This window comes from Isoptericola sp. NPDC055881, assembly GCF_053615895.1.
On sequence record NZ_JBSHCR010000065.1, the window covers coordinates 1 to 24806 of the forward strand.

A 24806-nucleotide genomic window follows, 5' to 3' on the forward strand; every position below is an offset into this window, starting at 1 on the left:
AGCTCGAACTGCCGACGTGATCCGAGACTGCCGCGTTGATCGGGCACGGGGCGCGGCGGGAGCGGCAGCCGGGGACGGACGCGTGCGGCGCGTCGCACGTCGGGTGGGAACCGGGCGAGGAGCCGGCGCGTGACGCTGTCCGGGTCGCGGGCGTCCCGCGCCACGAACCGCAGTGGACGCACCCCCAACCGTTCGGTGATGGCGTCCTCGCGCACCTTCTCCTCGAACAGCGCCTGCTCGGCGTCGTACCCGGTGCCGAACGCGCCGTCCCGGTACTTGATCCGGCCGTCGAACTCGGCGAGCACGCGGTGCTCGAGCCAGGCGAGGTCGACGAAGAACCGCCCGGCGTGCGTGTCGACGCGGAACTGCGTGCGTGGGCGCGGCAGACCGGCCCGCAGCGCCACGTACCGCAGCCAGGTCTCCCACGGAGGGTCGACGGCACCCTCGGCGAGCTCCAGGACGAGCCGTCCCCGAGCCGTCCCGTTCCGGCGACGTCGTGCACCCAGCAGGCCGAGCGCCTCACCGCGGTCGAGGCCGTGGCCGAGCGCCCAGTCGGCGACGACGAGCCCCTCCAGCGGGTGCAGGGTGGTGACGCAGTCGACGACGGTCCGCGCGAGGTCGGTCACGGGCAGCCCCTCGAGCTCCACCCACCGCTCCGGCAGGCCACGGTGCCGCGCGACGTCGCGCGCCGAGCGGGAGCTCGCACCGGACCGCTGCAGCACGTGCGTCGTCGTGGGCGCCTCCCACAGCGGCACGCCCCACAGCAGGGCCGCGCTCTCGTGGCTGAAGACGTGGTCGGCCTCGAGCTGGCGGTGCACCGCGCCGATGCGGTCCCGGGCGAGGGTGCGGGCGTCCGGCGGGCCGCCGTCTGCCACGGTCCGGTAGGCCCCGCGCCGCACGCGCGAGATCGCGCCGGCGCCGAGCGCGCGCCGGAGAGCCGTCGGGTCGTGCTCGCGGGCGATCAGGAGGTGTCGGTCGTCGGTCATCCGGACAGCGTGGGGCGCCGTCGAGCGGGCCAGGCGCCGCGCGAGCGCGCCTGTGGACGACCGAGGCCTGGGGGCAGGTTCTGGGCGGCAGTTCCGGACGGGCGCGGCAGTTCGAACTGCCGCTCGGTGGCCGAACTGCCGACCGGTGGCAGCGAGGCGTCGGGGCTCGCCGCCGATCGTTACGGATCCTTAACAGTGATTTTCACCACCGAGGGCCGTGATGGCGATATGTTCCACGGCAGCGCCGTCGTACGTCCGCCGAACCGGACCGCGACGACGTGCACGACGACGTGTACACACGCAGGGCGACGGCGCCCGGAGCGACCACGACGTGGGGAGAAGCCGGTGACGATGGGGCGAAGGGCTGCGGTGGCAGCCGCTGCGACGGCGGTGACGCTGGTGCTGGCGAGCTGTTCCGGTGGTGGCGGGAACGACGACGGGAACGGCGACGGTGGTGGAGGGGGGAGCGACGCGGACGCGACGCTGCACCTCTCGCTGTCGCAGGACGTCGAGACGCTGCTGCCGATGGACTCGAACGTCGGGGACAACATCTCCGTGCTCGACGTCGTGTACGACGGGCTGGTCCGGTACGACCCGAAGACCACGGAGCCGTACAACTACGTGGCGGAGAGCATCGAGAGCGACGACAACACGGTCTGGACGATCAAGATCAAGCCGGACCTGAAGTTCCAGAACGGCGAGGACGTCGACGCGGACGCGTTCGCGCGGGCCTGGAACTACGCGGCCTACGGGCCGAACGCGATGGCGAACAACTACTTCTTCGAGCGCATCGCCGGGTACGACGACATGCAGGGCGAGACGGACGACGACGGCAACGTCACCACGGAGCCCACGGCGGACACCCTGTCCGGCCTGAAGGTCGTGGACCCGCAGACGCTCGAGGTCACGCTGACCGGCCCCTTCGCCGGCTTCTCCACGATGCTCGGCTACACCGGCTTCTTCCCGATCGCCCAGGCGTGCCTCGACGACATCGACGCGTGCGCGGTGCAGCCGATCGGCAACGGCCCGTTCCAGGTGGAGAAGTGGGACCAGGGCGTGAACCTCACCGCCAAGCGCTGGGAGGACTACACGCTCGAGGAGACGCCGAAGTACGGCGCCATCGAGTGGACGGAGTACACGGGCGAGGACAACTGGCCGGACTTCCAGGCCGGCAACCTCGACTTCGCGACCCCGCCGCCCGCGGAGACCGCGGCCGCCGCGAACGACCCCGACCTGCAGGAGCGGTACATCGAGGGCCCGGGCGCCGCGCTCACCTACCTCGGCTTCCCGCTGTACAAGGACGGCCCGTGGAAGGACATCGAGTTCCGCAAGGCGATCTCGATGGCCATCGACCGGCAGGGCATCATCGACGCCCTGCTGCCCGGCCAGCGGATCCCGGCGGACAGCTGGGTGGTGCCGGACGTCGTCCCGGGTGGCACCGGCGGTACGTGCGAGTGGTGCACGTTCGACGCCGACGCGGCCAAGGAAGCCCTGGCGAAGGCCGGCGGGTGGCCCGACGGCGAGAAGATGACGATCCACCTCGGCCAGGACGAGACGGAGCAGGCCCTCTTCAAGGCGGTCGGCGACTCCATCCAGGAGACCCTCGGCATCCCGTACGAGCTGGACCCGACGGAGGACTACTTCGCCCGCCGCTCGGCGCGCGACTTCTCCGGCCCGTTCCGCGCCAACTGGTTCCCGGACTACCCGCTCAACGAGAACTACCTCGCCCCCGTGTACGCCAGCGGCGACGCGAAGAACGGCAACACGGAGTTCGGGTACTACAGCGCCGACTTCGAGGCGGCCGTCAAGGCCGGCGACGAGGCGGCCAACCTCGACGACGCGGTCGCGAAGTACCAGGAGGCGGAGAAGATCCTGGCCGCCGACTTCCCGACGGTCCCGCTCTTCGTGGCGCAGAACACCACGTACTACAGCGAGAACGTCTCGAACGTGGTCCTCGACCCGTTCAGCGGTGAGCCCAAGCTGCGCCTCCTCGAGGTCACCAACGGGTAGCAGTTCCCCCATGCCTCACCCGCCGGTCCGCACCGGTCGCGGCGGGTGAGGCTGCACGAGGGCGGTGGTGGGTTTCTTGTCGGCAGGCTGGCCGGGCCTGGCGGGAGCCGAGCGAGGAACGAGCGAGGCGGATGGTGCGCCTGCCGACAAGAATCCCACCGCCGCCCACCGCAAGGCAGACAGAGAGAACGTGAATGGGCCGCTACATCCTTCGCCGCACCCTCCTGGGCGTGGCCACCCTGCTGTTCGTGATGTTCGTGCTGCACCTGCTCACGACGTTCGCGATCCAGCTCAACGGCAACCCGGCGCTGGCGTTCTTCGGCGACCACGTGCCGTCGAAGTCGCAGCTCGCGGCGGTGGAGGCCCGCTACGGCCTCGACGACCCGTGCTACGACCAGACCGGCAACCCGTGCCTGGGGCCGTTCGTGGAGCGCCTGGGCTCGTACGCGCAGGGCGACTTCGGCACGAACCTGCGAGGCCGTGACGTGACGGACATCGTCGCGACGGCGGCGCCGAACACGCTGAAGCTGTTCCTCATCGTGACGATCGTGTGGTTCGTGCTGGGCCTGGGTCTGGGCACGGTGGCGGCGCGGTGGCGCGGCCGGGCGACGGACCACGGGATCCGTATGACGTCGGTGCTGATCGACGCGTTCCCGATCTTCGTGCTGCTGCTGGTGTACCGGTACGTGTTCGCGGTGCCCCTGAACAAGTGGGCGACGGAGACGTTCGGCGCGGAGAGCCTGCCGGCGCTGTGGTTCCGGCCGTCGTTCGACGACGACCATCCGTGGGCCACGTTGCTGGTGCCGGGCATCCTGCTGGGCCTGGCGGGGTCGGCGGCGTTCATCCGCCTGGTGCGGGCGAGCCAGCTGGAGTCGTACGCGGGCGACCATGTGCGCACGGCACGCTCGCGCGGCCTGACGGAGCGGCACGTCGTCGTGCACCACGTGATGCGCAACTCTGCGGTGCCGGTCGTGACGGCTGTCGGGCTGACGTTCACCGAGGCGCTCGCGGGCGCCGTCATCACCGAGGGGATGATGAACATCTACGGCATGGGGGGCGTGCTGTGGAGCGCGGTCCGCGGCGCGGACGTGGCCCTGGTCCTCGGCGTCGTGACGATCCTCGCCGTGGTGACGGTGGTCGTGATGCTGGTGGTCGACATCGCTTACGCCGCCCTGGACCCGAGGATCCGATATGCCTGAGCCCACCGCTGCCACTGCCGCCCCGGATGCGCCGAAGGTGGACGTCTCCGCGTCGCTGGGCGGGGACGCCTGGCGCCGGTTGCGGCGTCGTCCTGACGTCGTCGTGTCGGCCCTGGTGGTCGTCTTCTTCGCCGTGATGGCGGCGTTCCCGCTGCTGTTCACCAGCACGGACCCGCAGCGATGCCTCATCGGCGACTCGAAGATCCGGCCGCAGGGCGTCGGTGCGGAGCACCCGCTGGGCACGGACGTGCACGGCTGCGACATGCTGGCGCAGCTGGTCCACGGGGCGCGACCGTCGCTGATGCTGGCGTTCGTGGTGGTGGGCGCGTCGGTGGTGATCGGCGTGGTGCTCGGCCTGGTCGCGGGGTACTACCTGGGGTGGGTGGACTCGGTGGTGTCCCGCACCATCGAGGTGTTCCTCGTGATCCCGCTGCTGCTGGCGGCGCTGCTGCTGCTGTCGTTGTTCCGCAACGTGCACGTGGGGGGCGGGGCGTTCGACGTCATCCTGCTCCCGGCGCTGGTGCTGACGACGTTCGGGTGGATGGGGTATGCCAGATATGTGCGGGCGAGCGTGCTCGAGGCGAAGAACCTCGACTACGTGACGGCGGCGCGCGCGCTGGGTGCGTCGGACCTGCGGGTGATGGTGCGGCACGTGCTGCCGAACGCGATCGGGCCGGTGACGGCGCTGGTGCCGACGGCGATCGCGGGGGTGATCAGCGCGGAGGCCGTGCTGGCGTTCCTCGGCATCGGGGTGCGGCCGCCGGCGATCAGCTGGGGGATCATGATCACGAACGGCGCGGAGTGGGTGACCGGGGGCTACCCGTACCTGCTGCTGATCCCGCTCGGGTGCCTGATCCTCACGGTGCTGGCGCTCGTCGTCCTCGGTGACGCCCTGCGCGACGCCCTCGACCCGAGGCTCCGGTGACCGACATGACGGAGAGCATCACGGACACGACGGTGGACATGACGACGGACGGCACGACCGGGCCGCGCTCGGCGGGCGCGGTGCTGCTCGAGGTGGAGGACCTGGCGGTCGAGTTCCGCTCGGACGACGGCGCGGTGCGCGCGGTCGACGGGCTCAGCTACCGGGTGGAGGCGGGGCGCACCCTGGCGCTCGTGGGGGAGTCGGGCTGCGGCAAGTCGGTGAGCTCGCTCGCCGTCATGGGGCTGCTGCCGCCGACGGCGCGCGTCGTCGGCGGGTCGGCGCGGTACCGCGGCACGGACCTGCTGTCGCTGTCGCCCACCCAGCACCGTGCGCACAACGGCACGCACGTCGCGATGGTGTTCCAGGACGCGCTGGCGGCTCTCAACCCCGTGCACACGGTGGGTTACCAGCTGTCGGAGTCGCTGCGGGCCCGCACCGGGTCGTCGCGCCGGGACGCGCGCCGTCGTGCGATGGAGCTGCTCGACCTCGTGAAGGTGCCGAACGCGGCGCAGCGCGTGGACGAGTACCCGCACCAGTTCTCCGGGGGCATGCGGCAGCGCGTGATGATCGCGTCCGCGCTCGCCCTCGACCCGGACGTGCTGATCGCGGACGAGCCGACGACGGCGCTGGACGTCACCGTGCAGGCGCAGGTGCTGCGCCTCCTCGCGGAGATCCAGGCGGAGCGGCAGATGGGGCTGGTCCTCATCACGCACGACCTCGGCGTCGTGGCCGGCGTCGCCGACGACGTCACCGTGATGTACGCGGGCCGGGCGGTGGAGCACGCGCCGGTGCGCGACCTCTACGCGGCGCCCGGGCACCCGTACACGCGGGCGCTGCTGCGCTCGGTGCCGCGGCTGGACGGCGGCGGCGACCGGGCCGTCGGCGGACGCCTGCCGGTGGTGCCGGGCCGCCCGCCCGCGCCGGGCCGGGTGCCCGCGGGCTGCCCGTTCCACCCGCGGTGCGACATGGCCCGCGACGTGTGCCGCACCGACGTGCCGCCGCTGGAGGACGTCGCCCCCGGGCGGTCGTCGGCCTGCCACTTCGCCACCGAGCTGCTGGGAGGCGTCCGTGCCTGAGCTGACCGAGTCGTCCGACGTCGTCCTCGAGGTGCGCGACCTCGCCAAGGCGTACCCGGTGCGACAGGGTGTCGTCATCAAGCGCACGACCGGCCACGTGCAGGCCGTCGACGGGGTGTCGCTGACCCTGCGGCGGGGCCGCACGCTGGGACTGGTGGGGGAGTCCGGGTCGGGCAAGTCCACGCTGGCGCGCGTCCTGGTGGGCATCGAGAAGCCGACGCGCGGCCAGGTGCTGGTGGACGGCGAGGACGTGTCGCGGATGTCGCGGGCGGCCCGTCGGGAGCTGCGCCGGTCTGTACAGATGGTCTTCCAGGATCCGTACACGTCGCTCAACCCGCGGATGTCGGTGGGGGAGATCGTGGCCGAGCCGTTCCGCATCCACCCCGACGCGGTCCCGAAGGGCGGCCGACGTCGTGCCGTCGCGGAGCTGCTGGAGCTCGTGGGCCTCGACCCGGACCACGTGCACCGCTACCCGCACCAGTTCTCCGGCGGGCAGCGGCAGCGCGTCGGTATCGCGCGGGCGCTGGCCGTGAAGCCGCGAGTCCTGGTGTGCGACGAGCCCGTCTCCGCGCTGGACGTGTCCGTGCAGGGCCAGGTCATCAACCTGCTGGAGGACCTGCAGGACGAGCTGGGGCTGTCGTACCTGTTCATCGCGCACGACCTGGCCGTCGTGCAGCACATCGCCGACGAGGTCGCGGTGATGTACCTCGGCCGCATCGTCGAGGAGGGCGGCGGCCCGGCCGTGTACGGCGACGCGCACCACCCGTACACGCGCGCCCTGCTGTCGGCGGTGCCCGTGCCGGACCCGACGGCGCGGCCGGCCGAGCGCGACCTCATGCTGGAGGGCGACCCGCCCTCGCCTGCCGACCCGCCGTCGGGCTGCCGCTTCCACACGCGGTGCTGGCTCGCCCACCGGCTCGCCACCGAGCAGGGCGTGCCCGGCGACGGCCCGGAGGCCGTCCCCGAGCGCTGCCGCACCGAGGACCCGGTGCTGGTGCCCCTCGGGCGGCGCGACGGCGCCGGCGCGCCGCACGCGGCCGCGTGCCACTTCGCGGAGCAGGCCGCGGCGCTCGGCGCGCTGCCGTCGTCGGGCGCGTCGTCGGGCACCTCGTCGCCGGGTACCTCCTTGCCAGGAGGCCTCGTGCCGGGCGACGTCGCACCGGGCGACGTCGCACCGGACCCTGCGCGTGGACGAGCGCGCGGGGACATGCCCGAGACCGCCCCTGAGGCCGCTGAGACCGTGCCTGAGAACGTGCCCGAGACCGTGCCCGAGAGCAGGGAGCGCTGACCGTGCCAGACCGCCGACCGACCGTCGTCCTCGTGCAGAACTCGCCGACCAGCGGCCCCGGGCGCCTGCCCGCCTGGCTGGAGGAGGAGGGCGCCGCCGCCGTCGTGGTGGAGGGCGCGGACCTCGCCGACCGGGTGCCCGCGCTCGTCGGGGCGGACGACGTGGACGGCCTCGTGCTGCTGGGTGGCGGTCTGCTGCCCGACGAGGACGACCGCGCCCCGTGGCTGCCGCACGAGCGTGCGCTGGTGTCCGAGGCGCTGGACACCGGCGTGCCGGTGCTGGGCATCTGCCTGGGCGGCCAGGTCCTGGCGCACGTCACGGGTGGCACCGTCACGGGTCGGTCCGGCGAGACGGAGAAGGGGCTGTGCCCCGTGCGGCTGCTCGACGACGCGGCGGACGACCCGCTGCTCGGCCCGCTCGGCCCGCTGGCCGACGAGGGCGAGGTGCGCATGATCGAGAGCCACGTGGACTCCATCACCGGCCTGCCGCCGGAGGCGGTGCACCTCGCGACGAGCGACGCGTGCGGCGTCCAGGCCTTCCGCGTGGGAGACGTCGCGTGGGGGCTGCAGTTCCACCCGGAGGCGGCACCGGAGCGCATCGGCACGTGGGACGCGGACGAGCTGGCCGCGCTCGGTTTCGACCGCGACGAGCTCCTCACCGGGGCCCTCGAGCGGGCGCCGGAGAACGAGCGGCAGGCCCGCGCGCTCGCCGCCGCCTTCGCCGCCGTCGTCCGCGACCGCTGTGAGCGGGAGACACGCCCTCGACACGCCGACGAGCAGGGCCAAAGTCCCGCTCACAACGATGCGGGGGTGCGGTGATGGTGTCCACGGGCACGCACTCGGACGGCGTCCCCGTCGTCGCGTACCAGGTGCGCCGGGCGGGCGGCGAGGTGCTCGCCGAGCGTGACGCCGACGCCCCGTTCTACGCGGCGTCGACCGTGAAGCTGGCCGTGCTGGTCGCGGCAGCCCGCGCGCTGGAGTCGGGGGCGCTCACGCTGGAGCAGGAGGTGACCAGCACCGACACGTTCCGGTCCCAGGTGCCGGGCGCCCCGGACTACCGCATCGAGCCCGACGACCTCGACCCCGGCATGCCGGCCCCCGGCACGCTCGTGCCCGTGGGCCAGGTCGTCGACCGCATGATCGTGGTGTCGTCCAACGAGGCGACCAACCTGGTCATCGAGCTGGTCGGTCTCGACGCCGTGAACCGCGTGCTGGCCGACGCCGGCGCCGTCGCGAGCGTCGTCGGGCGCAAGTACAGCGACCTCGCGGCCGAGGCCCAGGGAGCGACCCACCGGACGACGGCGGGCGACCTCGCGGCGCTGATGTCCGCCGTCGTCACCGGGCGGCTCGCGGGGCCGGAGCAGACCTCGTGGATGCTCGGGCTGCTCGCGCGCCAGACCGACCGGCAGCTCACCGCCGCCGTCCCCGCAGGCGTGCCGTTCGGGTCCAAGTCGGGCTGGGTGGACGGCATCCGGCACGACGTCGCGTTCGTCGGCGAGCCCGGCCCGGACGCCCTCGTCGTCGCCGTCTGCACGCGGGGCTACGACGAGCAGCAGGCGGAGGAGTCCCTGCGGGCGCTCGGTGCGCTCGCGGTGACCCTGGCCGGCGTCCGTCAGAGGGTGTGACGCGGGCGGCCGGACGCCACCCACATCGCCGCGGCCATGACGGCGAGCACGCCCGTGACGACGAGCAGCGGCGCCGTCCACCCGCCGGTCGCCTCGTGCACGGCACCCATCGTGGTCGGCGCGAGGGCGGCGCACGCGTAGCCGGCGGTCTGCACGACGGCGGACGTCCGCCGCGCCACGGCCACGCCGGGGCTGCGCTGCGCGACGAGCGTGAAGATGGCGGTGAAGTTGCCGCCCTGCGCCGCGCCGGCCACGCCCACCCAGAGCAGCCACAGGTCGGGCGCGACCAGCAGCCCCACCGGGAGCGACAGCCACATCAGGGACAGCCCGGCGGCCACCTGCCGGACGGACAGGCCGCGTGCCAGGCCGACGGGCACGAGGAACGACCCCGCCACCGCGCAGAGCTGGAACGGGCCCGCGGCACCGCCCGCGCCGGCGGCCGTCATGCCGAGCCGGTCGTGCAGGATCTCCGGCAGCCACGCGGTCACCGCGTAGTACCCGCTCGCCTGCCCGGCGAACGCCACGGACAGCAGGACCGCCAGCCGTCGCACGCTCCGGCGCGTCGCCGGGTCCAGGGCGGCCAGCTCCGTCCGCGCCGACGGCGGGCGCACCCGCGCGGCGGCCGCGGGGACACCCGCGCGACCCTGGGCGACCAGGGCGCGGCCGGCCGGCACCCACGCCGCGAGCGCCAGCACCGCGAGGACGCCCCAGCCGGCCAGGGCCCACTGCCAGCCGAACGCTGCCGCGAGCGGCACGGTGAGCATGGTGGTGAACGTCGAGCCGAGGTTCATCGTCGCGCTGTACGCGCCGGTCACCGCGGCGGCCCGGCGCCGGAAGTCGCGCGTGATGACGACCGGGACGGCCACGTTGCCGACCGAGATGGCGACACCCAGCACCGCCGTCCCGACGAGCGCGGCGGGCACCGTGCCCGCCGAGCGCAGCACGGTGCCGGCGAGGATGCCCGCCAGCGACGCCCCCAGCGCGAGCTCCGGGCCCAGTCGCGCCACCAGCACCGACGCCAGCGGCGTGCACAGCGCGAAGCACAGCACCGGCACCGAGGTGAGCAGGCCCGCGCCCGTGGGCGTCAGGCCCAGCCCGGCCGCGACCTGGTCGACCACCGGCGGGAGCGACGTGATCGGCGCCCGCAGGTTGAGCGCCACCAGGAGCAGCGCCGCGAGCAGCAGCCCGGTGCGCGCGCCGTCGTCGTGCCCGAGGGAGGGGGAGGGCTGCCGGGTCACTCGTCGAACTGCGCGACGACGGTGCGCAGCAGCGCCGCGAGCTGCGGCCGCACGGCGGACGGCAGCGCGTCGAGGACGCGGGCCTCGACGTCGAGCAGGTCGCTCATGGCCGCGTCCACCCGCTGGCGGCCTGCAGCGGTGAGCTGCACCAGCACGCCGCGGCGGTCGGACGGCGCGCGGTGCCGCTCGACGAGGCCCCGCTCCTCGAGCCGGTCGATGCGGTTGGTCATGGTGCCGCTGGTGACGAGCGTCTGCGCGACGAGCACGCCGGGCGACAGGCGGTACGGCTCGCCCGCCCGGCGCAGCGCGGACAGGACGTCGAACTCCCACGTCTCCAGGTCGTGCCGCGCGAACGCGCCACGCCGCGCGCGGTCCAGGTGCCGGGCGAGCCGGCTGACCCGGGAGAACACCGTCAGCGGCTCGACGTCCAGGTCCGGGCGCTCGCGGCGCCACGCGTCGACGATCCGGTCGACCTCGTCGGACCGTGCCTCCACATCCATGCGCCGAGACTACTCCGGTCTCTCGACGTCAAGAATCTTGACGAGTGTGAACTACCTCGGCACGGTCCCGACTACCTCGGCACGGTCCCGACTACCTCGGCACGGTCCCGACTACCTCGGCACGTCCCCGACTACCTCGGCACGGTCCGCGCTACCTCGGGGTCAGGCGGGCTCGAGGCGCACGACGACGGCCTTGGACACGGGCGTGCGGCTGGTCTCGGCGGTGGCGCCGAGGGGCACGAGGACGTTCGCCTCCGGGAAGTACGCGGCGGCGCACCCGCGGGCTGTCGGGTAGGCGACGACGCGCTGGCCGCGCAGCACGCGGTCCACGCCGTCGTGGTACTCGCCGTGGACGTCGACGGTGACCCCGTCCGCGAGCCCCAGCTCGGCGAGGTCCTCGGGGTTGACGAGCACGACGGCGCGGCCCCCCTTGATGCCGCGGTACCGGTCGTCGCGGCGGTAGATCGTGGTGTTGAACTGGTCGTGCGAGCGGATGGTCTGCAGCAGCAGCCGCCCTGGCGGGCAGTGCACCGGCGCGAGCTCGTTCACGGTCAGGTGCGCCTTGCCGTCGGCGGTGGGGAAGGTCCGGGAGTCGCGCGGCCCGTGCGGCAGGCGGAACCCGCTGACGCGGCGGATCTTGGCGTTGTAGTCCTCGCACCCGGGCACCACGCGGGCCACGTGGTCGCGGATCACGTCGTAGTCGCGCTCCATCGCCGCCCAGTCGACGGGTCCCGGGTCGCCGTCGCACGCGGTCAGGACGGCGCGCGCCATGCGGGTCACGATCGCCACCTCCGACAGGAGCCGGGGCCCCACGGGGTCGACCTTGCCGCTCGAGGCGTGCACCGCGCACACCGTGTCCTCGACGGACACGAACTGCTCGCCCGACGCCTGCCGGTCGATCTCCGTGCGCCCGAGGGTGGGCAGGATCAGCGCCTCGCGCCCGACGACGGCGTGCGAGCGGTTCAGCTTGGTGGAGATCTGCACGCTGAGGTCGGTGCGCGCGACGGCCTGCTCCGCCGCGACGGTGTCGGAGATCGCCCCGACGAGGTTGCCGCCCAGCGCGACGAGCACCCGCACCCGCCCGGCCGCCATCGCCTCGACCGTGCCCACGGCGTCGAGCCCGTGCGCCCGGGGCGAAGCGATGCCGAACTCCGCGTCGAGGGCGTCGAGGAAGCTGTCCGGCATCTGCTCCCAGATGCCCATCGTGCGGTCGCCCTGCACGTTCGAGTGCCCGCGGATCGGCGACGCCCCGGCCCCCGGCCGTCCGATGTTCCCCCGCAGGAGCAGCAGGTTGACGATCTCCTTGATCGTCGGGACGGCCTTCGTGTGCTGCGTGAGACCCATCGCCCAGGTGACGATGACGCGCTCGGCGCGGAGGTAGCGGTCGGCGAGCTCGTCGATCTCGGCGCTCGTGAGCCCTGTCGTGGCGAGCACGGCCTCCTCGTCCAGGTCGGCCAGGTGCGCGGCGAGCTCCTCGAGCCCGGTGGCGTGCTCGGTGAGGAAGGCATGGTCCAGCACGGTCCCCGGCGCCGCGGCCTCGGCGTCGAGCACCCGCTTCGACACGGCCTGCAGCAGGGCCATGTCGCCACCGAGGCGGATCTGCAGGAACTGGTCGGCGAGCTCCGTGCCTCGCCCGGCCAGCCCGCGCACCGTCTGCGGGTTCTTGTAGCGCTTCAGCCCGGCCTCGGGCAGCGGGTTCACCGCGACGATGCACGCCCCGTTCTGCTTGGCCTCCTCGAGCGCGGTGAGCATGCGCGGGTGGTTGGTGCCCGGGTTCTGGCCCATGATCACGATGAGGTCGGCCAGGGCGAAGTCGTCGTAGGTGATCGTCGCCTTCCCGACGCCGATCGTCTCGCCCAGCGCCGCGCCCGTGGACTCGTGGCACATGTTGGAGCAGTCGGGCAGGTTGTTCGTGCCGAAGGCGCGCACGAACAGCTGGTAGACGAACGCGGCCTCGTTCGACGTGCGCCCGCTCGTGTAGAACGACGCCTCGTCGGGGGAGGCGAGGCCGGTCAGCCGGTCGGCGAGGATCGCGAACGCCTCGTCCCACGAGACCGGCACGTAGTGGTCCGAGCCCGCGGCCTTGTGCACGGGCTCCACGAGCCGGCCCTGCTGCCCGAGCCAGTGCTCGGTCCGGGTGCGCAGGTCGGAGACGGGATGCTCCTGCCAGAACGCGGGCTCGACGACGAGCGGCGTCGCCTCCCACGTGACCGCCTTGGCCCCGTTCTCGCAGAACTCCGCCGGCTTGCGCCGGTCCGGGTCGGGCCAGGCGCAGCTCATGCAGTCGAAACCCTGCTGGTGGTTCATCGACAGCAACAGCTTCGCCGTCCTGCGGGCGCCCATCCCGCGCAGCGCCGGCGTGAGGGCGTGCATGATGCCGGGCACCCCCGCGGCCCAGTCCTTCGGCGGCCGGGTCCCGGTGGGCTGCGGCTCCTGCGGCTCGCCGCCGTCGGGCCGGGTCTCCTCGGGCTGCTGGGTGCTCATGCGGCGTCCCCTCTGCGGTGCGGCGTCGCGGCGTCGCGCGACGGGTGGTCCTCGACGTCCTCGACGACGCGTTCCCCGCCGGCGTAGACCACGAGCGTGGGGTCCCGGACGAAGCCCACGAGGGTCAGTCCGGCGTCGTCCGCGAGCTCGGCCGCCAAGGACGACGGCGCGGACACCGCCGCGAGCACGGGCACCCCCGCCATGACGGCCTTCTGCGTCAGCTCGAAGCTGGCCCGGCCCGACACGACGAGCACCCTGCCCCGCAGCGGCAGCATCCCCGCCGCGGCGGCCCACCCGACCACCTTGTCGACGGCGTTGTGCCGGCCCACGTCCTCGCGCACCACGAGCGCCTCGCCGGTCCCGGCGTCGAAGAGCCCGGCGGCGTGCAGGCCGCCGGTCCGGGCGAAGACGTCCTGCGCCGCGCGGAGGCGACCGGGGAGGGCGGCGAGCAGCGCCGCGTCCACGCGCACCGGGTCGTCGGCCACGTCGAACGCGCTGCGCGTGCGCACGGCGTCCACCGACGCCTTGCCGCACAGCCCGCACGCGCTGGAGGTGAAGAACTCCCGGGCGAGGGCCGGGTCCGGCGGGGCGACGCCCGCAGCGAGCGCGACGTCGAGCACGTTGTAGGAGTTCTCGGCCGCCACCCCCGGGGTGCCCGCGCAGTACCGCGCGGCGGCGACCTGGCCGCCGTCGGTCACGACACCCTCCGACACGAGGAAACCGGTCGCGAGCTCGACGTCGTGCCCGGGGGTGCGCATCGTGACGGCCAGCGAGCGGCCGCCCACGCGGATCTCCAGGGGCTCCTCGCCGGCGAGCAGGTCCTCGCGGCGCGTGGTGCGCCCGCCGATGGTGACGCGCCTGACGCGGCGTCGGACGGTGACGCGGGTCATACCTGCAGGCCTAGCAGACCGCGCCGTCCGGCACAACGGCGCACGCCCGATCCGGCCACGAGCTCGCCGCCCGACCTGCCGAGCGGGGCCGACCGTGCCTACGGTCGAAGGGCCGGCCCAGCCCGGGCCGGCCGTGTTCGAGGAGGAGCACCATGGCAGACAGCAACCGCGCGGTCGCTTACAAAGGACCGGGCCAGGTCGAGGTCATCGACATCGACTACCCGACGTTCGAGCTCAAGGACGGGCCCGGGGTGAACCCCGCGAACATCGGCCGACAGGTGCCGCACGGCGTGATCGTCAAGACCGTCGCGACGAACATCTGCGGGTCGGACCAGCACATGGTCCGGGGCAGGACCACGGCACCGCCCGACCTCGTGCTAGGGCACGAGATCACCGGCGAGGTCGTGGAGACGGGCCGGGACGTCGAGTTCATCAAGGTGGGCGACATCGTCTCGGTGCCGTTCAACATCGCCTGCGGCCGGTGCAGGAACTGCAAGGAGCGCAAGACCGGCATCTGCCAGAACGTGAACCCGGACCGGCCGGGCAGCGCGTACGGCTACGTCGACATGGGCGGCTGGGTCGGCGGGCAGGCGAACTACGTGCTGGTCCCGTACGCCGACTGGAACCTGCTGAAGTTCCCGGACAAGGACCAGGCGCTCGAGAAGATCATGGACCTGACGATGCTGTCCGACATCTTCCCGACCGGGTTCCACGGCGCCGTGACGGCCGGCGTGGGGGTCGGCTCCACGGTGTACGTCGCGGGCGCCGGGCCGGTCGGGCTCGCCGCCGCGACGGGTGCCCTGCTGCTGGGGGCGGCGGCCGTGATCGTCGGGGACATGAACGCCGACCGGCTGCAGCAGGCGCGGTCGTTCGGCTGCGAGACCGTCGACCTGACGAAGGGCGGGCCGGCCGAGCAGATCGAGCAGATCCTCGGTGTCCCGGAGGTGGACTGCGGCATCGACGCCGTCGGCTTCGAGGCCAAGGGGCACGGGTCGGACTCGGGGCACGAGGCGCCGGCGACCGTGCTCAACTCGCTGATGGAGATCACCGCCGCGGGCGGTGCGCTGGGCATCCCGGGGCTGTACGTCACGGGGGACCCGGGCGGCATCGACGAGGCGGCGAAGAAGGGGTCGCTGTCGCTCAGCCTCGGCACGGGCTGGGCGAAGTCGCTCGCGTTCACCACCGGTCAGTGCCCGGTGATGAAGTACCACCGCGGCCTGATGCAGGCGATCCTGCACGACCGCGTGCAGATCGCGAAGAACGTCAACGCGAAGGCGATCACCCTCGACCAGGCTCCGCAGAGCTACGCCGAGTTCGACGCCGGTGCCGCGACGAAGTACGTCATCAACGCGAACGGGTACCTCGACGGCAAGTGACGGGCGGCCTGTCAGGGCCACGGCACGGCATCCCCGCCCGTGGTCCTGACAGGTGCTCAGTCGTGGGCGCGCAGGAACTCGTCCACCAGCGGGAGCACCCGGTCGGGGAGCTGCCACAGGACGCCGTGGCCGCCGCCGGCCACCAGCTCGACGCGGGAGTCGCGCACGTGCTCGGTGACGCGACGGCCCGCGGCGACCGGGTCGCCGAGCCTGGTGTCCGCGCCGAAGCACGCCAGGGTCGGGGCGGTGATCGCGCGCAGCCGCTCGTCGGGCAGGGGGCTCGGCCACGGCGTCCGACGGCGGTAGCGCATGGCCGCGCGGGCGAGCGCGCGGTCCGCGTCGGTCAGGGTGACGCCGGGGTTCAGCCACTCGTCGAGGCGGGCGAGGTTGCGCGCCGTCGGGAGGGCGGCGGCGCGGACCATCCGCGAGACGACCTTCCGGTCGGGCCTGACCAGCGCGGTGATGCCCTCGCCGAGGACGAGCGCGCCCACCCGGTCGGTCGCGCGGGAGGCCAGCAGCGCGGCGAACCACGCACCCTCGGAGTAGCCGAGCACGTGCGCGCGCTGCAGCCCGAGTCCCTCGAGCAGCTGGGCGCCCCACGCGGCGTAGTCGTCGGCCGAGGTCAGCGGCGACGTCTGCTCGCTGCGCCCGGCCGTGCCGACGACGTCGGGAGCGTAGACGACGCGGTCGGCAGCCAGGGCGGGCACGACGCCGTGCCAGCTCAGGCCGGTGCCGTTCAGGCCGTGCAGGAGGACCAGCGGCGTCCGGCTGCCGGCGCCGGAACGGCGCACGTGCGTGGGGCCGTAGGCGGTCTCGACCCGGACGTCCTCCGACGGCAGCGGCCAGAACGCCTCGAGGTCGCGGTACGCCGCCTCGTACGCGCTGCGTGCGGCCTCGCTGGTGAAGCGGCCTGTCGACGACATCGGACCTCCTGGTGCGCGGTTGATGGTATGACCGTACCATCAAAATGGTACGCACGTATCATCAACGGCGACCGCCGAGGACGACCGAGAGGGAGAGCCCGTGCCACGACGGGTGGACCACGACCAGCGCCGCCGCCAGATCACCGACGCCTGCCGCCGCGTCGTCGCGCGCGACGGGCTGGAGGCGGCCACGTTCCAGGCCGTCGCCGCCGAGTCCGGCGTCTCCGTGCGGCTCGTGCAGTACTACTTCGGGAACAAGCACGGGCTGCTCGTCGCGACGCACCGCGCGGTGATCGAGGGGTCGGCCGCGCGGTTCGGCGTCCGGGAGCCCGGCGGCGTCGCCGGGGACGCCGCAGCCCCGCTGCCCCCGCCCCGCGCCGTCCTGCGCGCCGTGCTCGCCGGGCTCCTCCCGCTCGACGGCGCCCGCCGCGCGGACGCCGTCGTCCTGGCCGCCTTCCACGCCGCGGCCCTGACGAACGAGGCCGTCACGTCAGAGGATCTGCGCGGTGCCCCGCGGGCGCTCGTCGACCTCGTCGCGGGGCAGGTGCTGCGGGCGCGGGGCGACGACGAGGGCACGGTGCCGGGTTCAGGGCCGGGCACAGGGTCAGGCTCAGGCGCGGACGACCCGGCCCGCCTGGACGCGGAGCTGGTGCTCGCGTCGGCCGCCGGCCTGACGCAAGGGATCCTTGCCAGGCACGTGGACGGGGAGACCGCGCTCGCCGTCGTCGACCGGCTGCTCGACCACGTCGTCGGTCACGCTCGATGAGCCGAACGGCTCAGCGGGACCGGGTGAGCTCGGGCTTCTTGACCATGCCGGACAGCCCGTTCCACGCGAGGTTCACCAGGTGAGCCGCCACCTCGGCCTTGCCGGGGCTGCGGGCGTCGAGCCAGTACTGGCCGGTGAGGGCGACCATGCCCACGAGCATCTGCGCGTACAGCGGCGCCGCCTTCGGGTCCAGCCCGTTCGCCTTGAACTGGTCGCCGAGGATGTGCTCGACCAGGGTGGCGACGTCCCCGATCAGGCTGGAGAACGTACCGGTGGCCTGGGCGACGGGGGAGTCGCGCACCAGGATGCGGAACCCGTCCTCCGACGCCTCGATGTAGCCGAGCAGCGCCAGCGCCGTGCGCTCGACCAGCACCTTGGGGTGGCCCCCCTCCTCGAGGGCGCCCGTCAGCGCGGAGGTCAGCGCGCGCACCTCGCGGTCGACGACGACGGCGTAGATGCCCTCCTTGCCCCCGAAGTGCTCGTAGACCACCGGCTTGGACACCTCGGCGCGGGCCGCGATCTCCTCGACGCTGGTGCCCTCGAAGCCCTTCTCGGCGAACAGGCCGCGACTGACCTCGATCAGCTGCTCGCGCCGCTGGCTGGCCGTCATCCGGGCGCGCGGCGGACGCTTGGGCGCTCGGGGATCGGAGGGCATGGGCTCATTGTGCCGGGCGGGCCACCCGGAAGCGAGGAGGTCTCTCGTCGAGGAACGTCCGCCACACCATCAGGCCGTCCTGCGAGATGTGGTGCGTGCCACGCCGCGGTCGGCGTCGACGGCCCCGCGACGTGCGGGGGCGGTGCTGCAGACCTGGCAGACTGAGGACGGACGCCCGACGGTGCCGCGCCTGCTGCGTGCACCGGCCCGGGACCCGATCCGCCTTGGTGTAATCGGCAGCACAGAGGTTTTTGGTGCCTTTGGTCCAGGTTCGAGTCCTGGGGGCGGAGCGCGTGCACCACCGACGAAGCACACCCCGAGAGAGACGGAGCACTCGTGGTCTCGACAGGCTCGACCGCTGCAGGTTCGACCGAGGCACCCTCTACCCCCAGTCCGGCGGCCGTCGTCGTCCTCGCCGCAGGGCAGGGCACCCGCATGAGGTCCGCGACGCCGAAGATGCTGCACGCCATCGGCGGGCGCACGCTGCTCGGGCACGTGATGACGGCCGCGACAGAGCTGTCCCCGCAGCACGTCGCCGTGGTCGTGCGGCACGAGCGCGAGCTCGTCGCGACGGCGGCGCTGGAGCTCGACCCCACGGCGCTCGTCGTCGACCAGGACGAGATCCCCGGCACCGGACGCGCCGTGCAGTGCGCGCTCGACGCGCTGGACGCCCGCGCCCACGCCGGCCGCGCGGCCGCGCTGGCGCACGCCGACGACCTGCACGACGAGCACCTCGACGGTGGGGAGCACCCCCTCGGCGACGGGCTCGACGGCGCGGTCGTCGTCCTCGCCGGCGACATCCCGCTGCTCGACGGCGCCACGCTCGCGGAGCTGCTCGCCGCCCACCACGCGGACGGCAACGCGGTCACCATCCTCACGACCGAGGTCGAGGACGCCACCGGCTACGGCCGCATCGTGCGCGAGACCGGGTCGGGCGACGTGCTCGCGATCGTCGAGCACAAGGACGCGACGCCCGAGCAGCGCGCGATCCGCGAGATCAACAGCTCCGTCTACGTCTTCGACGCCGCCGTGCTGCGGCGCGGCCTGGCCGGGCTCGGCACCGACAACGCGCAGGGCGAGGTGTACCTCACGGACGTCGTCGCGTCGGCACGGGCCGAGGGCGGCGCCGTGCGCGCCGTGCTCAGCGACGACCCGATGCTCGTCGAGGGCGTCAACGACCGGGTGGCGCTCGCGACCCTCGGCGCGGAGCTCAACCGGCGGGTCCTGGTCGAGTGGATGCAGGCGGGCGTGACGGTCGTCGACCCCGCGACCACCTGGGTGGACGTCGACGTCGAGCTCGCGCCCGACGTCACGCTGCTGCCGGGCACCCAGCTGCACGGCGCCACGAAGGTGGAGTCCGGCGCGACGATCGGGCCCGACACCACGCTGCGGGACGTCGAGGTCGGCCCCGGCGCGACCGTCGTGCGCACCCACGGCTCGCTGTCCGTGATCGGCCCCCACGCGTCGGTCGGGCCGTTCGCCTACCTCCGCCCCGGCACCGAGCTGGCCACGAAGGGCAAGATCGGCACCTTCGTCGAGACGAAGAACGCGCAGATCGGCGAGGGCTCGAAGGTGCCGCACCTGTCGTACGTGGGCGACGCGACGATCGGCGAGCACACGAACATCGGTGCCGCCTCCGTCACCGTGAACTACGACGGCGTCAAGAAGCACCGCACGGTGATCGGCTCGTACGCGAAGACGGGCGCGGACAACATGTTCGTCGCGCCGGTCTCCGTGGGCGACGGCGCGTACACGGCCGCGGGCTCCGTCATCGTCAAGGACGTGCCAGCCGGTGCGCTCGGCGTCGCGCGTTCGCAGCAGCGCAACATCGAGGGCTGGGTCGACCGCCGCTGGCCGGGCACCCCGGCCGCCGAGGCCGCCGCCCGCGCCGGCGCCGCCGGCAGCGCGTCCGCGGACCAGCAGCTCGGCGCGCAGGCGCAGCAGCAGCTCGCCGCCCACAATGCCCTCACGGGTGCCATCCCCGTGGTGCCGCCCGCAGACGACGCCACCGCCCCCGCCGGCGACAGTTCCGACCCGACCGAAGGAAGCACGCAGCGATGAACAACTTCATCCCCGGAACCGGAGAGCGCACCCTGGTCCTCGCCTCCGGGCGGGCGCACCCGGAGCTCGCGGAGGCGGTGGCGAAGGAGCTCGGCATCGAGCTGCTGCCCGTCTCGGCGTACGACTTCGCGAACAGCGAGACGTACGTGCGCTTCAGCGAGTCCGTCCGCGGCAGCGACATCTTCCTGCTGCAGAGCCACACCGCGCCGGTGAACCAGTGGCTCATGGAGCAGCTCCTCATGGTGGACGCCGCCAAGCGCGGCTCGGCGCGGTCCGTGACCGCCGTCGCGCCGTTCTACGCGTACGCCCGCCAGGACAAGAAGAGCCGCGGGCGCGAGCCCATCTCGGCCCGCCTCGTGGCCGACATGCTGAAGACCGCGGGCGCCGACCGCATCCTCAGCGTGGACCTGCACACGCCGCAGATCCAGGGCTTCTTCGACGGTCCGGTCGACCACCTGTGGGCCATGCCCGTCCTCGTCGACTACGTGCGCACCCGCGTGGACCTCGCGAACGTCGCCGTCGTCTCGCCGGACGCCGGCCGCATCCGCGTGGCCGAGCAGTGGGCCGCCAAGCTGGGCGGCTGCCCGCTGGCGTTCGTGCACAAGACGCGCGACGTCACGCGCCCCAACCAGGCCGTCGCCAACCGTGTGGTCGGCGAGGTCGAGGGGCGCGACTGCGTGCTCGTCGACGACCTCATCGACACCGGCGGCACCATCGCCGAGGCCGTCAAGGTGGTCATGGAGGCCGGCGCCCGGTCCGTGACCGTCGCGGCGACCCACGGCGTGCTGTCCGACCCCGCCGCGCAGCGCCTGCAGGAGTGCGGCGCCACCGAGGTGGTGGTGACCGACACGCTGCCGATCGCCGCCGAGAAGCGGTTCGACAAGCTCACCGTGCTGTCCATCGCGCCGCTCGTCGCGCGCGCGATCCGTGAGGTCTTCGACGACGGCTCCGTGACGAGCCTGTTCGACGGCAACGCCTGACCAGGCCCTCTCCGTGGAGCGCGGGGTGCGACGAGCCGTCGTCGCGCCCCGCGCTCTGTCGTCAGGCCGCCCTTGCGACCGCCTCCAGGCGCGGCTCGACCGACTCGGCCATCATGGCGATCTCGTGCTCGCCGACCTGATGCCTCCGCGCCTGGTCCCGCCAGCCCGCGAGCGCGGACGCGGTGCGGGCCATCCGCTCCCGTGCCTGGTCGACCGTCAGGCTGCACTCCTCGGCGAGGGCCAGCAGGCCGTCCACCTCGTCGGGTGGCGCGTCGGCACCCATGACCGAGGTCGAGCGCGCCCTGAACGGGTCGGGGTTCGGGTTCACGTCGAACACGGGGCTCAGCGTCCACGAACCGCGGTCGGCGAGGAAGCCGTGGTTACGAAGGTGGTCGTCCGTGTTGCCGAGGGCGACGCTCGCGACGACGCGGTCGAAGAGCTCGTGATGGTCCCGACGCGGTGACAGAGACAGGTCACGGATCGCCTCGGCGATGTCGGCGTAGTCACGACGCTGGCCGTCGGACGAGCCTGTCGCGGTCATGGCGCTGATGTAGCCGATACGGTCGCCGGCGCGGCCTCTGTCGAACCTGCGCAGGATCAGCACGCTGCGCTCTCCCACGCGTGTCAGGCGGCGTTGTGGCGCGCGTATCCCCGCGTTCTCCAGGAGGTCGAGCGTCGTCGCCTCCCAGGCCATGACGTCCCAGCCGTCGCTGGAGTGCGGGAACTTCGCGATCGCCAGGCTGCCGTCCTCGAGCCGCACCGATGCCTTGGGCCGCGCTCCGCCCAGACCCGTCGTCCCCGTGTCGAGGAGCTGTTTGACGGCACGGGACGGGTCGTCGTCGGACGCCAGCTCGTCGGAGGCGCGCAGGAGCTCCGGCAGCGAGATGAGCTGGGGAACGCTCGAGGGTCCGCCGAGGAAGTCCTGCTGCCCGGGCAGGCGGTATCGCAGCGCGCCCTGGCGGGTGTCGTCGCTGACCCCGAGCAGGAAGTCGACGTCGTCGAGCCTTCTCGGCGCTCTGTTCTCCGTGCGGGCGCGCGCCCGCTCCGCCTTCTCGACCAGGTTCCGCCCCCAACGGTCGGGAGCGCTGTCGGCGAAGGCCCGGACGAGGCCGACCTGGTGCTGTGCCCCGGACACCAGCGGCAGCGCGGGGTCGACGACGGTTCCGCTGCCCGTGAGGTAGTCCGGGTCGTAGAGGAACGTGGTGGAGATCTGTCCTCGCGTCCGGGTGAAGTGCGCCCTGCCGACCGCTGTGGTCCGCCCGTCCTCGTCGACGAAGACCTCGACGGTGGTCATCGGGCGCGCTTCTTCGTCAGGTTCCCGGCACGCAGGCGGCCGATGTCGCTGCGTAGCGGGTCCACCGCGTCGACGGCGGTGTCCAGCACGCCCAGCGCGCGCAGCACCTGCGCGACGGAGCGAAAGCCCACGCTCGGGTCCCCGGTCTCGATCTTGCGGAGGGTGTCGCGCGTGATGTCGGCCCGCTCGGCCACCTGCTGCGCCGTCAGGCCCAGGACCATGCGCCACCCGCGCACGTGCTCGCCGAACTCGTGGACCTGTCGGTCGATCTTGTACCCAGGCATCGTTGCTCCCCTGATCTTTTGCCGAGTATTCTAGGCGTATTCACCAGTTGTGGCGAGCATGATCGTCATAGTTCGTGACTCTCACGAGCCGGTCAGGCCGGGGTCGTAGGCTGTGCGGACGATGGAGACGCCCGTGGACGTGACCGTGCTGGTCCCCACCTACAACGAGGGTCCGAACGTCGCGGAGCTGGTGCGCCGGCTGACCGCCGCGCTCGGCGGCGGCGTCGTGCCCGGCGGCGTCGAGGTGCTCTTCGTCGACGACTCCACCGACGACACCCCCGCCGAGATCGAGCGCGTGGCCGCGGGGTCCGAGCTGCCGGTGCGGCTGCTGCACCGCGCGGCCCCCGACGGCGGGCTGTCCGGCGCCGTCGTGGCCGGCCTGCAGGCCGCCGCCGGCGAGCGAGTCGTCGTGATGGACGGCGACCTGCAGCACCCGCCGGAGATGGTGCCCGTCCTGCTCGCCACCGCCGGCGAGACGGGCGCGGACGTCGTCGTCGCCTCCCGGTACACCGGCCGCGGGGACGCCGGCGGGCTCGACGGCCGCTACCGGCGCTGGGTCTCGAAGGCCTCCGGGCTGCTGGCCCGGTCGATGTTCCCCGTGAAGCTGCGCGACGTGTCCGACCCGATGACGGGCTTCTTCGTGGTGCGTCAGGGCGCGGTCGACCTCGACGCGCTCCAGCCGCGGGGGTTCAAGATCCTGCTGGAGATCCTCGCGCGGCAGCGGCTCGTCGTCGTCGAGGAGCCGTTCGTGTTCGGCGAGCGGTTCGCGGGGCGGTCCAAGGCCACCGTCGCGAACGGGCTGCGGTACGTGCAGCAGCTCACCCTGCTGCGGTTCGGGCGGCTCTCGCCGTTCGCGCTCATCGGCGGCGCCGGCGCCGTGCTCAACCTGGCGATCCTCGCCGCCATGCAGGCTGCCGGCATCCACTACCTGCCCGCCGTGATCGTGGCGAACGCGGTGACGATCGTCCTCAACTTCCTGCTGCAGGAGCGGTTCGTCTTCGCCGACCTGCGTGACGGTGCTCACGGCTTCTGGGGCCGGTTCGTGCGGTCCTTCGCCTTCAACGGCACCGAGGCCGTGGTCCGCACGCTGCTGCTGTGGTGGATCGTCGAGCAGGCGGCGCCGCACCCCGAGGTGGTGCAGGCGGTGCTCATCCTCGTGGCGTTCGTCGTGCGGTTCGTCTTCCAGGCGCAGGTGGTCTACCGCCCGCGCGGGTCGGCCGGGGCCCGCGGGGGCTCCCGCGACCGCTCGGGCGAGCACGCCCGGCCCTGAGGGAGGCTATACTCGTCCGGTTGCCTCGGCGAGGGACGTCTGACGGGCGCCGGTCACGCAGGGTCGTGCAGGTTCAGCACTGCGACCAGGCCGCCACCCTCAGAGCAGGATCCGTCGGATTTCCGTGATCGACTGGGCGGCTGTCGGTGCACCATTCTCGTTGGTGCCCCCACGGCGCGCTCTCGATCGCGTCCGTCACGTGTCCCACGCCGACGCAACCGCAGTTCGCGGGGACCACACGCCTCGTGGACAGCCGACGGCTCCCTCTGGCCATCGGCACGCACAGACATCCCAGGAGTGATCCACGTGTCCGACATCAAGCTCGCCGCCGAGGCCCGCACCGAGTTCGGCAAGGGCGCCGCCCGCCGCATCCGTCGTGAGAACAAGATCCCCGCCGTCCTGTACGGGCACGGCACCGACCCGCTGCACATCACGCTGCCGGGCCACGAGACCATGCTCGCCGTGCGTCACTCCAACGCGCTGTTCACCATCGAGCTGGACGACGTCTCCGAGATGGCCGTCGTCAAGGACATCCAGCGCGACGCCGTCCGCGGCACCATCGAGCACATCGACCTGCTCCTCGTGAAGCGCGGCGAGAAGATCGCCGTCGACGTCACCGTGAACGTCGTGGGCGAGTCGGCCCCCGGCACCATCCACTTCGTCGAGGCGCAGACCCTGTCGGTCGAGGCGCTCGCCACCAACCTGCCCGAGTCGGTCGAGGTCTCGATCGAGGGCCTTGAGGCCGGCTCGCACGTCACCGCCGGCGAGGTCGCCCTGCCCGAGGGCGCGACGCTGCTCACCGACCCGGACGCCGCCGTCGTCGCCGTCTCCGAGCCGCGTGGCGAGGTCGCCGACGAGGAGGCCGAGGAGGGCGAGGCCGCCGAGGAGACCACCGAGGCCGCCGAGTCCACCGAGGGCTGACCACCTCCACCGCTGTGAGCGGGACCTTGGCCCACTTCCGTCCTCGGAAGTGGGCC

At 73.1% G+C, this 24806-nt stretch carries 22 protein-coding genes and 1 tRNA gene; 14 read left to right on the plus strand and 9 right to left on the minus strand.

What is annotated here, in order from left to right; genetic code table 11:
• The coding region (locus tag ACWGKI_RS16835; RefSeq protein ID WP_452188485.1) for a hypothetical protein at window positions 1-986 on the minus strand (986 nt) is incomplete at its 3' end.
• 369 nt (window positions 987-1355) lie between these two features.
• Here ACWGKI_RS16835 and ACWGKI_RS16840 point away from each other — a divergent pair.
• The 7 genes from ACWGKI_RS16840 (at window position 1356) to ACWGKI_RS16870 (ending at window position 9108) form a co-directional block, all read left to right on the plus strand.
• Complete coding sequence (locus ACWGKI_RS16840; protein ID WP_452188487.1) at window positions 1356-2996, plus strand: peptide ABC transporter substrate-binding protein; 1641 nt, start codon at window positions 1356-1358, stop codon at window positions 2994-2996.
• Window positions 2997-3226: 230 nt separating this feature from the next.
• Complete coding sequence (locus ACWGKI_RS16845) at window positions 3227-4195, plus strand: ABC transporter permease (RefSeq protein WP_452188489.1); 969 nt, start codon at window positions 3227-3229, stop codon at window positions 4193-4195.
• On the plus strand, window positions 4188-5120 hold the full coding sequence (locus ACWGKI_RS16850; RefSeq protein ID WP_380243256.1) for an ABC transporter permease: 933 nt from the start codon (window positions 4188-4190) through the stop codon (window positions 5118-5120). The genes ACWGKI_RS16845 and ACWGKI_RS16850 overlap by 8 nt, the downstream gene beginning before the upstream one ends.
• 5 nt (window positions 5121-5125) lie before the next feature.
• Window positions 5126-6196, plus strand: a complete 1071-nt coding sequence (locus tag ACWGKI_RS16855) for an ABC transporter ATP-binding protein (protein ID WP_452188491.1) — start codon at window positions 5126-5128, stop codon at window positions 6194-6196.
• Window positions 6189-7484 (plus strand): ABC transporter ATP-binding protein, encoded by a 1296-nt coding sequence (locus tag ACWGKI_RS16860; RefSeq protein WP_452188493.1) that lies wholly within the window; start codon window positions 6189-6191, stop codon window positions 7482-7484. Before ACWGKI_RS16855 ends, ACWGKI_RS16860 begins: the two co-directional genes overlap by 8 nt.
• 2 nt (window positions 7485-7486) lie before the next feature.
• Window positions 7487-8302, plus strand: a complete 816-nt coding sequence (locus ACWGKI_RS16865; RefSeq protein WP_452188495.1) for a type 1 glutamine amidotransferase — start codon at window positions 7487-7489, stop codon at window positions 8300-8302.
• Window positions 8302-9108, plus strand: a complete 807-nt coding sequence (locus tag ACWGKI_RS16870; protein WP_452188517.1) for a serine hydrolase — start codon at window positions 8302-8304, stop codon at window positions 9106-9108. The genes ACWGKI_RS16865 and ACWGKI_RS16870 overlap by 1 nt, the downstream gene beginning before the upstream one ends.
• On the opposite strand, the gene ACWGKI_RS16875 is transcribed toward ACWGKI_RS16870, so the two are convergent.
• The 4 genes from ACWGKI_RS16875 to fdhD all read right to left on the minus strand — a co-directional run bounded on the left by ACWGKI_RS16875 (window position 9096) and on the right by fdhD (window position 14220).
• Complete coding sequence (locus tag ACWGKI_RS16875; RefSeq protein ID WP_452188497.1) at window positions 9096-10346, minus strand: MFS transporter; 1251 nt, start codon at window positions 10344-10346, stop codon at window positions 9096-9098. The genes ACWGKI_RS16870 and ACWGKI_RS16875 overlap by 13 nt on opposite strands.
• Window positions 10343-10846, minus strand: coding sequence for a MarR family winged helix-turn-helix transcriptional regulator (locus ACWGKI_RS16880; RefSeq protein WP_380243251.1), 504 nt, complete (start codon window positions 10844-10846; stop codon window positions 10343-10345). The genes ACWGKI_RS16875 and ACWGKI_RS16880 overlap by 4 nt, the downstream gene beginning before the upstream one ends.
• Window positions 10847-11008: 162 nt before the next feature.
• Window positions 11009-13330, minus strand: coding sequence for an FdhF/YdeP family oxidoreductase (locus tag ACWGKI_RS16885; RefSeq protein WP_452188500.1), 2322 nt, complete (start codon window positions 13328-13330; stop codon window positions 11009-11011).
• A complete protein-coding gene (fdhD, locus tag ACWGKI_RS16890) occupies window positions 13327-14220 on the minus strand; it encodes a formate dehydrogenase accessory sulfurtransferase FdhD (RefSeq protein ID WP_452188502.1) in 894 nt (297 codons plus the stop codon). Before fdhD ends, ACWGKI_RS16885 begins: the two co-directional genes overlap by 4 nt.
• A 152-nt stretch (window positions 14221-14372) precedes the next feature.
• Between fdhD and fdhA the strand changes: the two genes are divergently transcribed.
• Window positions 14373-15596, plus strand: a complete 1224-nt coding sequence (fdhA, locus tag ACWGKI_RS16895) for a formaldehyde dehydrogenase, glutathione-independent (RefSeq protein ID WP_380243248.1) — start codon at window positions 14373-14375, stop codon at window positions 15594-15596.
• Window positions 15597-15652: 56 nt separating this feature from the next.
• Here fdhA and ACWGKI_RS16900 read toward each other — a convergent pair whose 3' ends face one another.
• Entirely contained in the window at window positions 15653-16519 is an 867-nt protein-coding gene (locus ACWGKI_RS16900) for an alpha/beta fold hydrolase (protein ID WP_452188504.1), read from the minus strand.
• 100 nt (window positions 16520-16619) lie between these two features.
• Here ACWGKI_RS16900 and ACWGKI_RS16905 point away from each other — a divergent pair, with 100 nt between their 5' ends.
• Window positions 16620-17285 (plus strand): TetR/AcrR family transcriptional regulator, encoded by a 666-nt coding sequence (locus ACWGKI_RS16905; RefSeq protein WP_452188506.1) that lies wholly within the window; start codon window positions 16620-16622, stop codon window positions 17283-17285.
• A gap of 10 nt (window positions 17286-17295) precedes the next feature.
• On the opposite strand, the gene ACWGKI_RS16910 is transcribed toward ACWGKI_RS16905, so the two are convergent.
• Window positions 17296-17895: a TetR/AcrR family transcriptional regulator gene (locus tag ACWGKI_RS16910; RefSeq protein ID WP_452188519.1), complete on the minus strand. Its 600-nt coding sequence runs from the start codon at window positions 17893-17895 to the stop codon at window positions 17296-17298.
• Window positions 17896-18158: 263 nt separating this feature from the next.
• On the opposite strand from ACWGKI_RS16910, the gene ACWGKI_RS16915 reads away from it, so the two are divergent.
• From ACWGKI_RS16915 to ACWGKI_RS16925, 3 genes are all read left to right on the plus strand, one after another.
• A tRNA-Gln gene (locus ACWGKI_RS16915) sits at window positions 18159-18230 on the plus strand.
• A gap of 145 nt (window positions 18231-18375) precedes the next feature.
• A complete protein-coding gene (gene glmU / locus ACWGKI_RS16920) occupies window positions 18376-20001 on the plus strand; it encodes a bifunctional UDP-N-acetylglucosamine diphosphorylase/glucosamine-1-phosphate N-acetyltransferase GlmU (protein ID WP_452188508.1) in 1626 nt (541 codons plus the stop codon).
• Window positions 19998-20981 carry a ribose-phosphate diphosphokinase gene (locus ACWGKI_RS16925; protein ID WP_380243244.1) on the plus strand — a complete coding sequence of 328 codons (984 nt, stop codon included), beginning with the start codon at window positions 19998-20000 and terminating at the stop codon, window positions 20979-20981. Before glmU ends, ACWGKI_RS16925 begins: the two co-directional genes overlap by 4 nt.
• Window positions 20982-21042: 61 nt before the next feature.
• Here ACWGKI_RS16925 and ACWGKI_RS16930 read toward each other — a convergent pair whose 3' ends face one another.
• Window positions 21043-22275: a type II toxin-antitoxin system HipA family toxin gene (locus ACWGKI_RS16930; RefSeq protein WP_452188510.1), complete on the minus strand. Its 1233-nt coding sequence runs from the start codon at window positions 22273-22275 to the stop codon at window positions 21043-21045.
• On the minus strand, window positions 22272-22559 hold the full coding sequence (locus ACWGKI_RS16935) for a helix-turn-helix domain-containing protein (protein ID WP_452188512.1): 288 nt from the start codon (window positions 22557-22559) through the stop codon (window positions 22272-22274). Before ACWGKI_RS16935 ends, ACWGKI_RS16930 begins: the two co-directional genes overlap by 4 nt.
• A gap of 121 nt (window positions 22560-22680) precedes the next feature.
• On the opposite strand from ACWGKI_RS16935, the gene ACWGKI_RS16940 reads away from it, so the two are divergent.
• Window positions 22681-23829 carry a glycosyltransferase gene (locus ACWGKI_RS16940; protein WP_380243241.1) on the plus strand — a complete coding sequence of 383 codons (1149 nt, stop codon included), beginning with the start codon at window positions 22681-22683 and terminating at the stop codon, window positions 23827-23829.
• A 306-nt stretch (window positions 23830-24135) separates the two neighbouring features.
• Complete coding sequence (locus ACWGKI_RS16945; RefSeq protein ID WP_452188515.1) at window positions 24136-24750, plus strand: 50S ribosomal protein L25/general stress protein Ctc; 615 nt, start codon at window positions 24136-24138, stop codon at window positions 24748-24750.
• The last annotated feature ends 56 nt before the right edge of the window (window positions 24751-24806 follow it).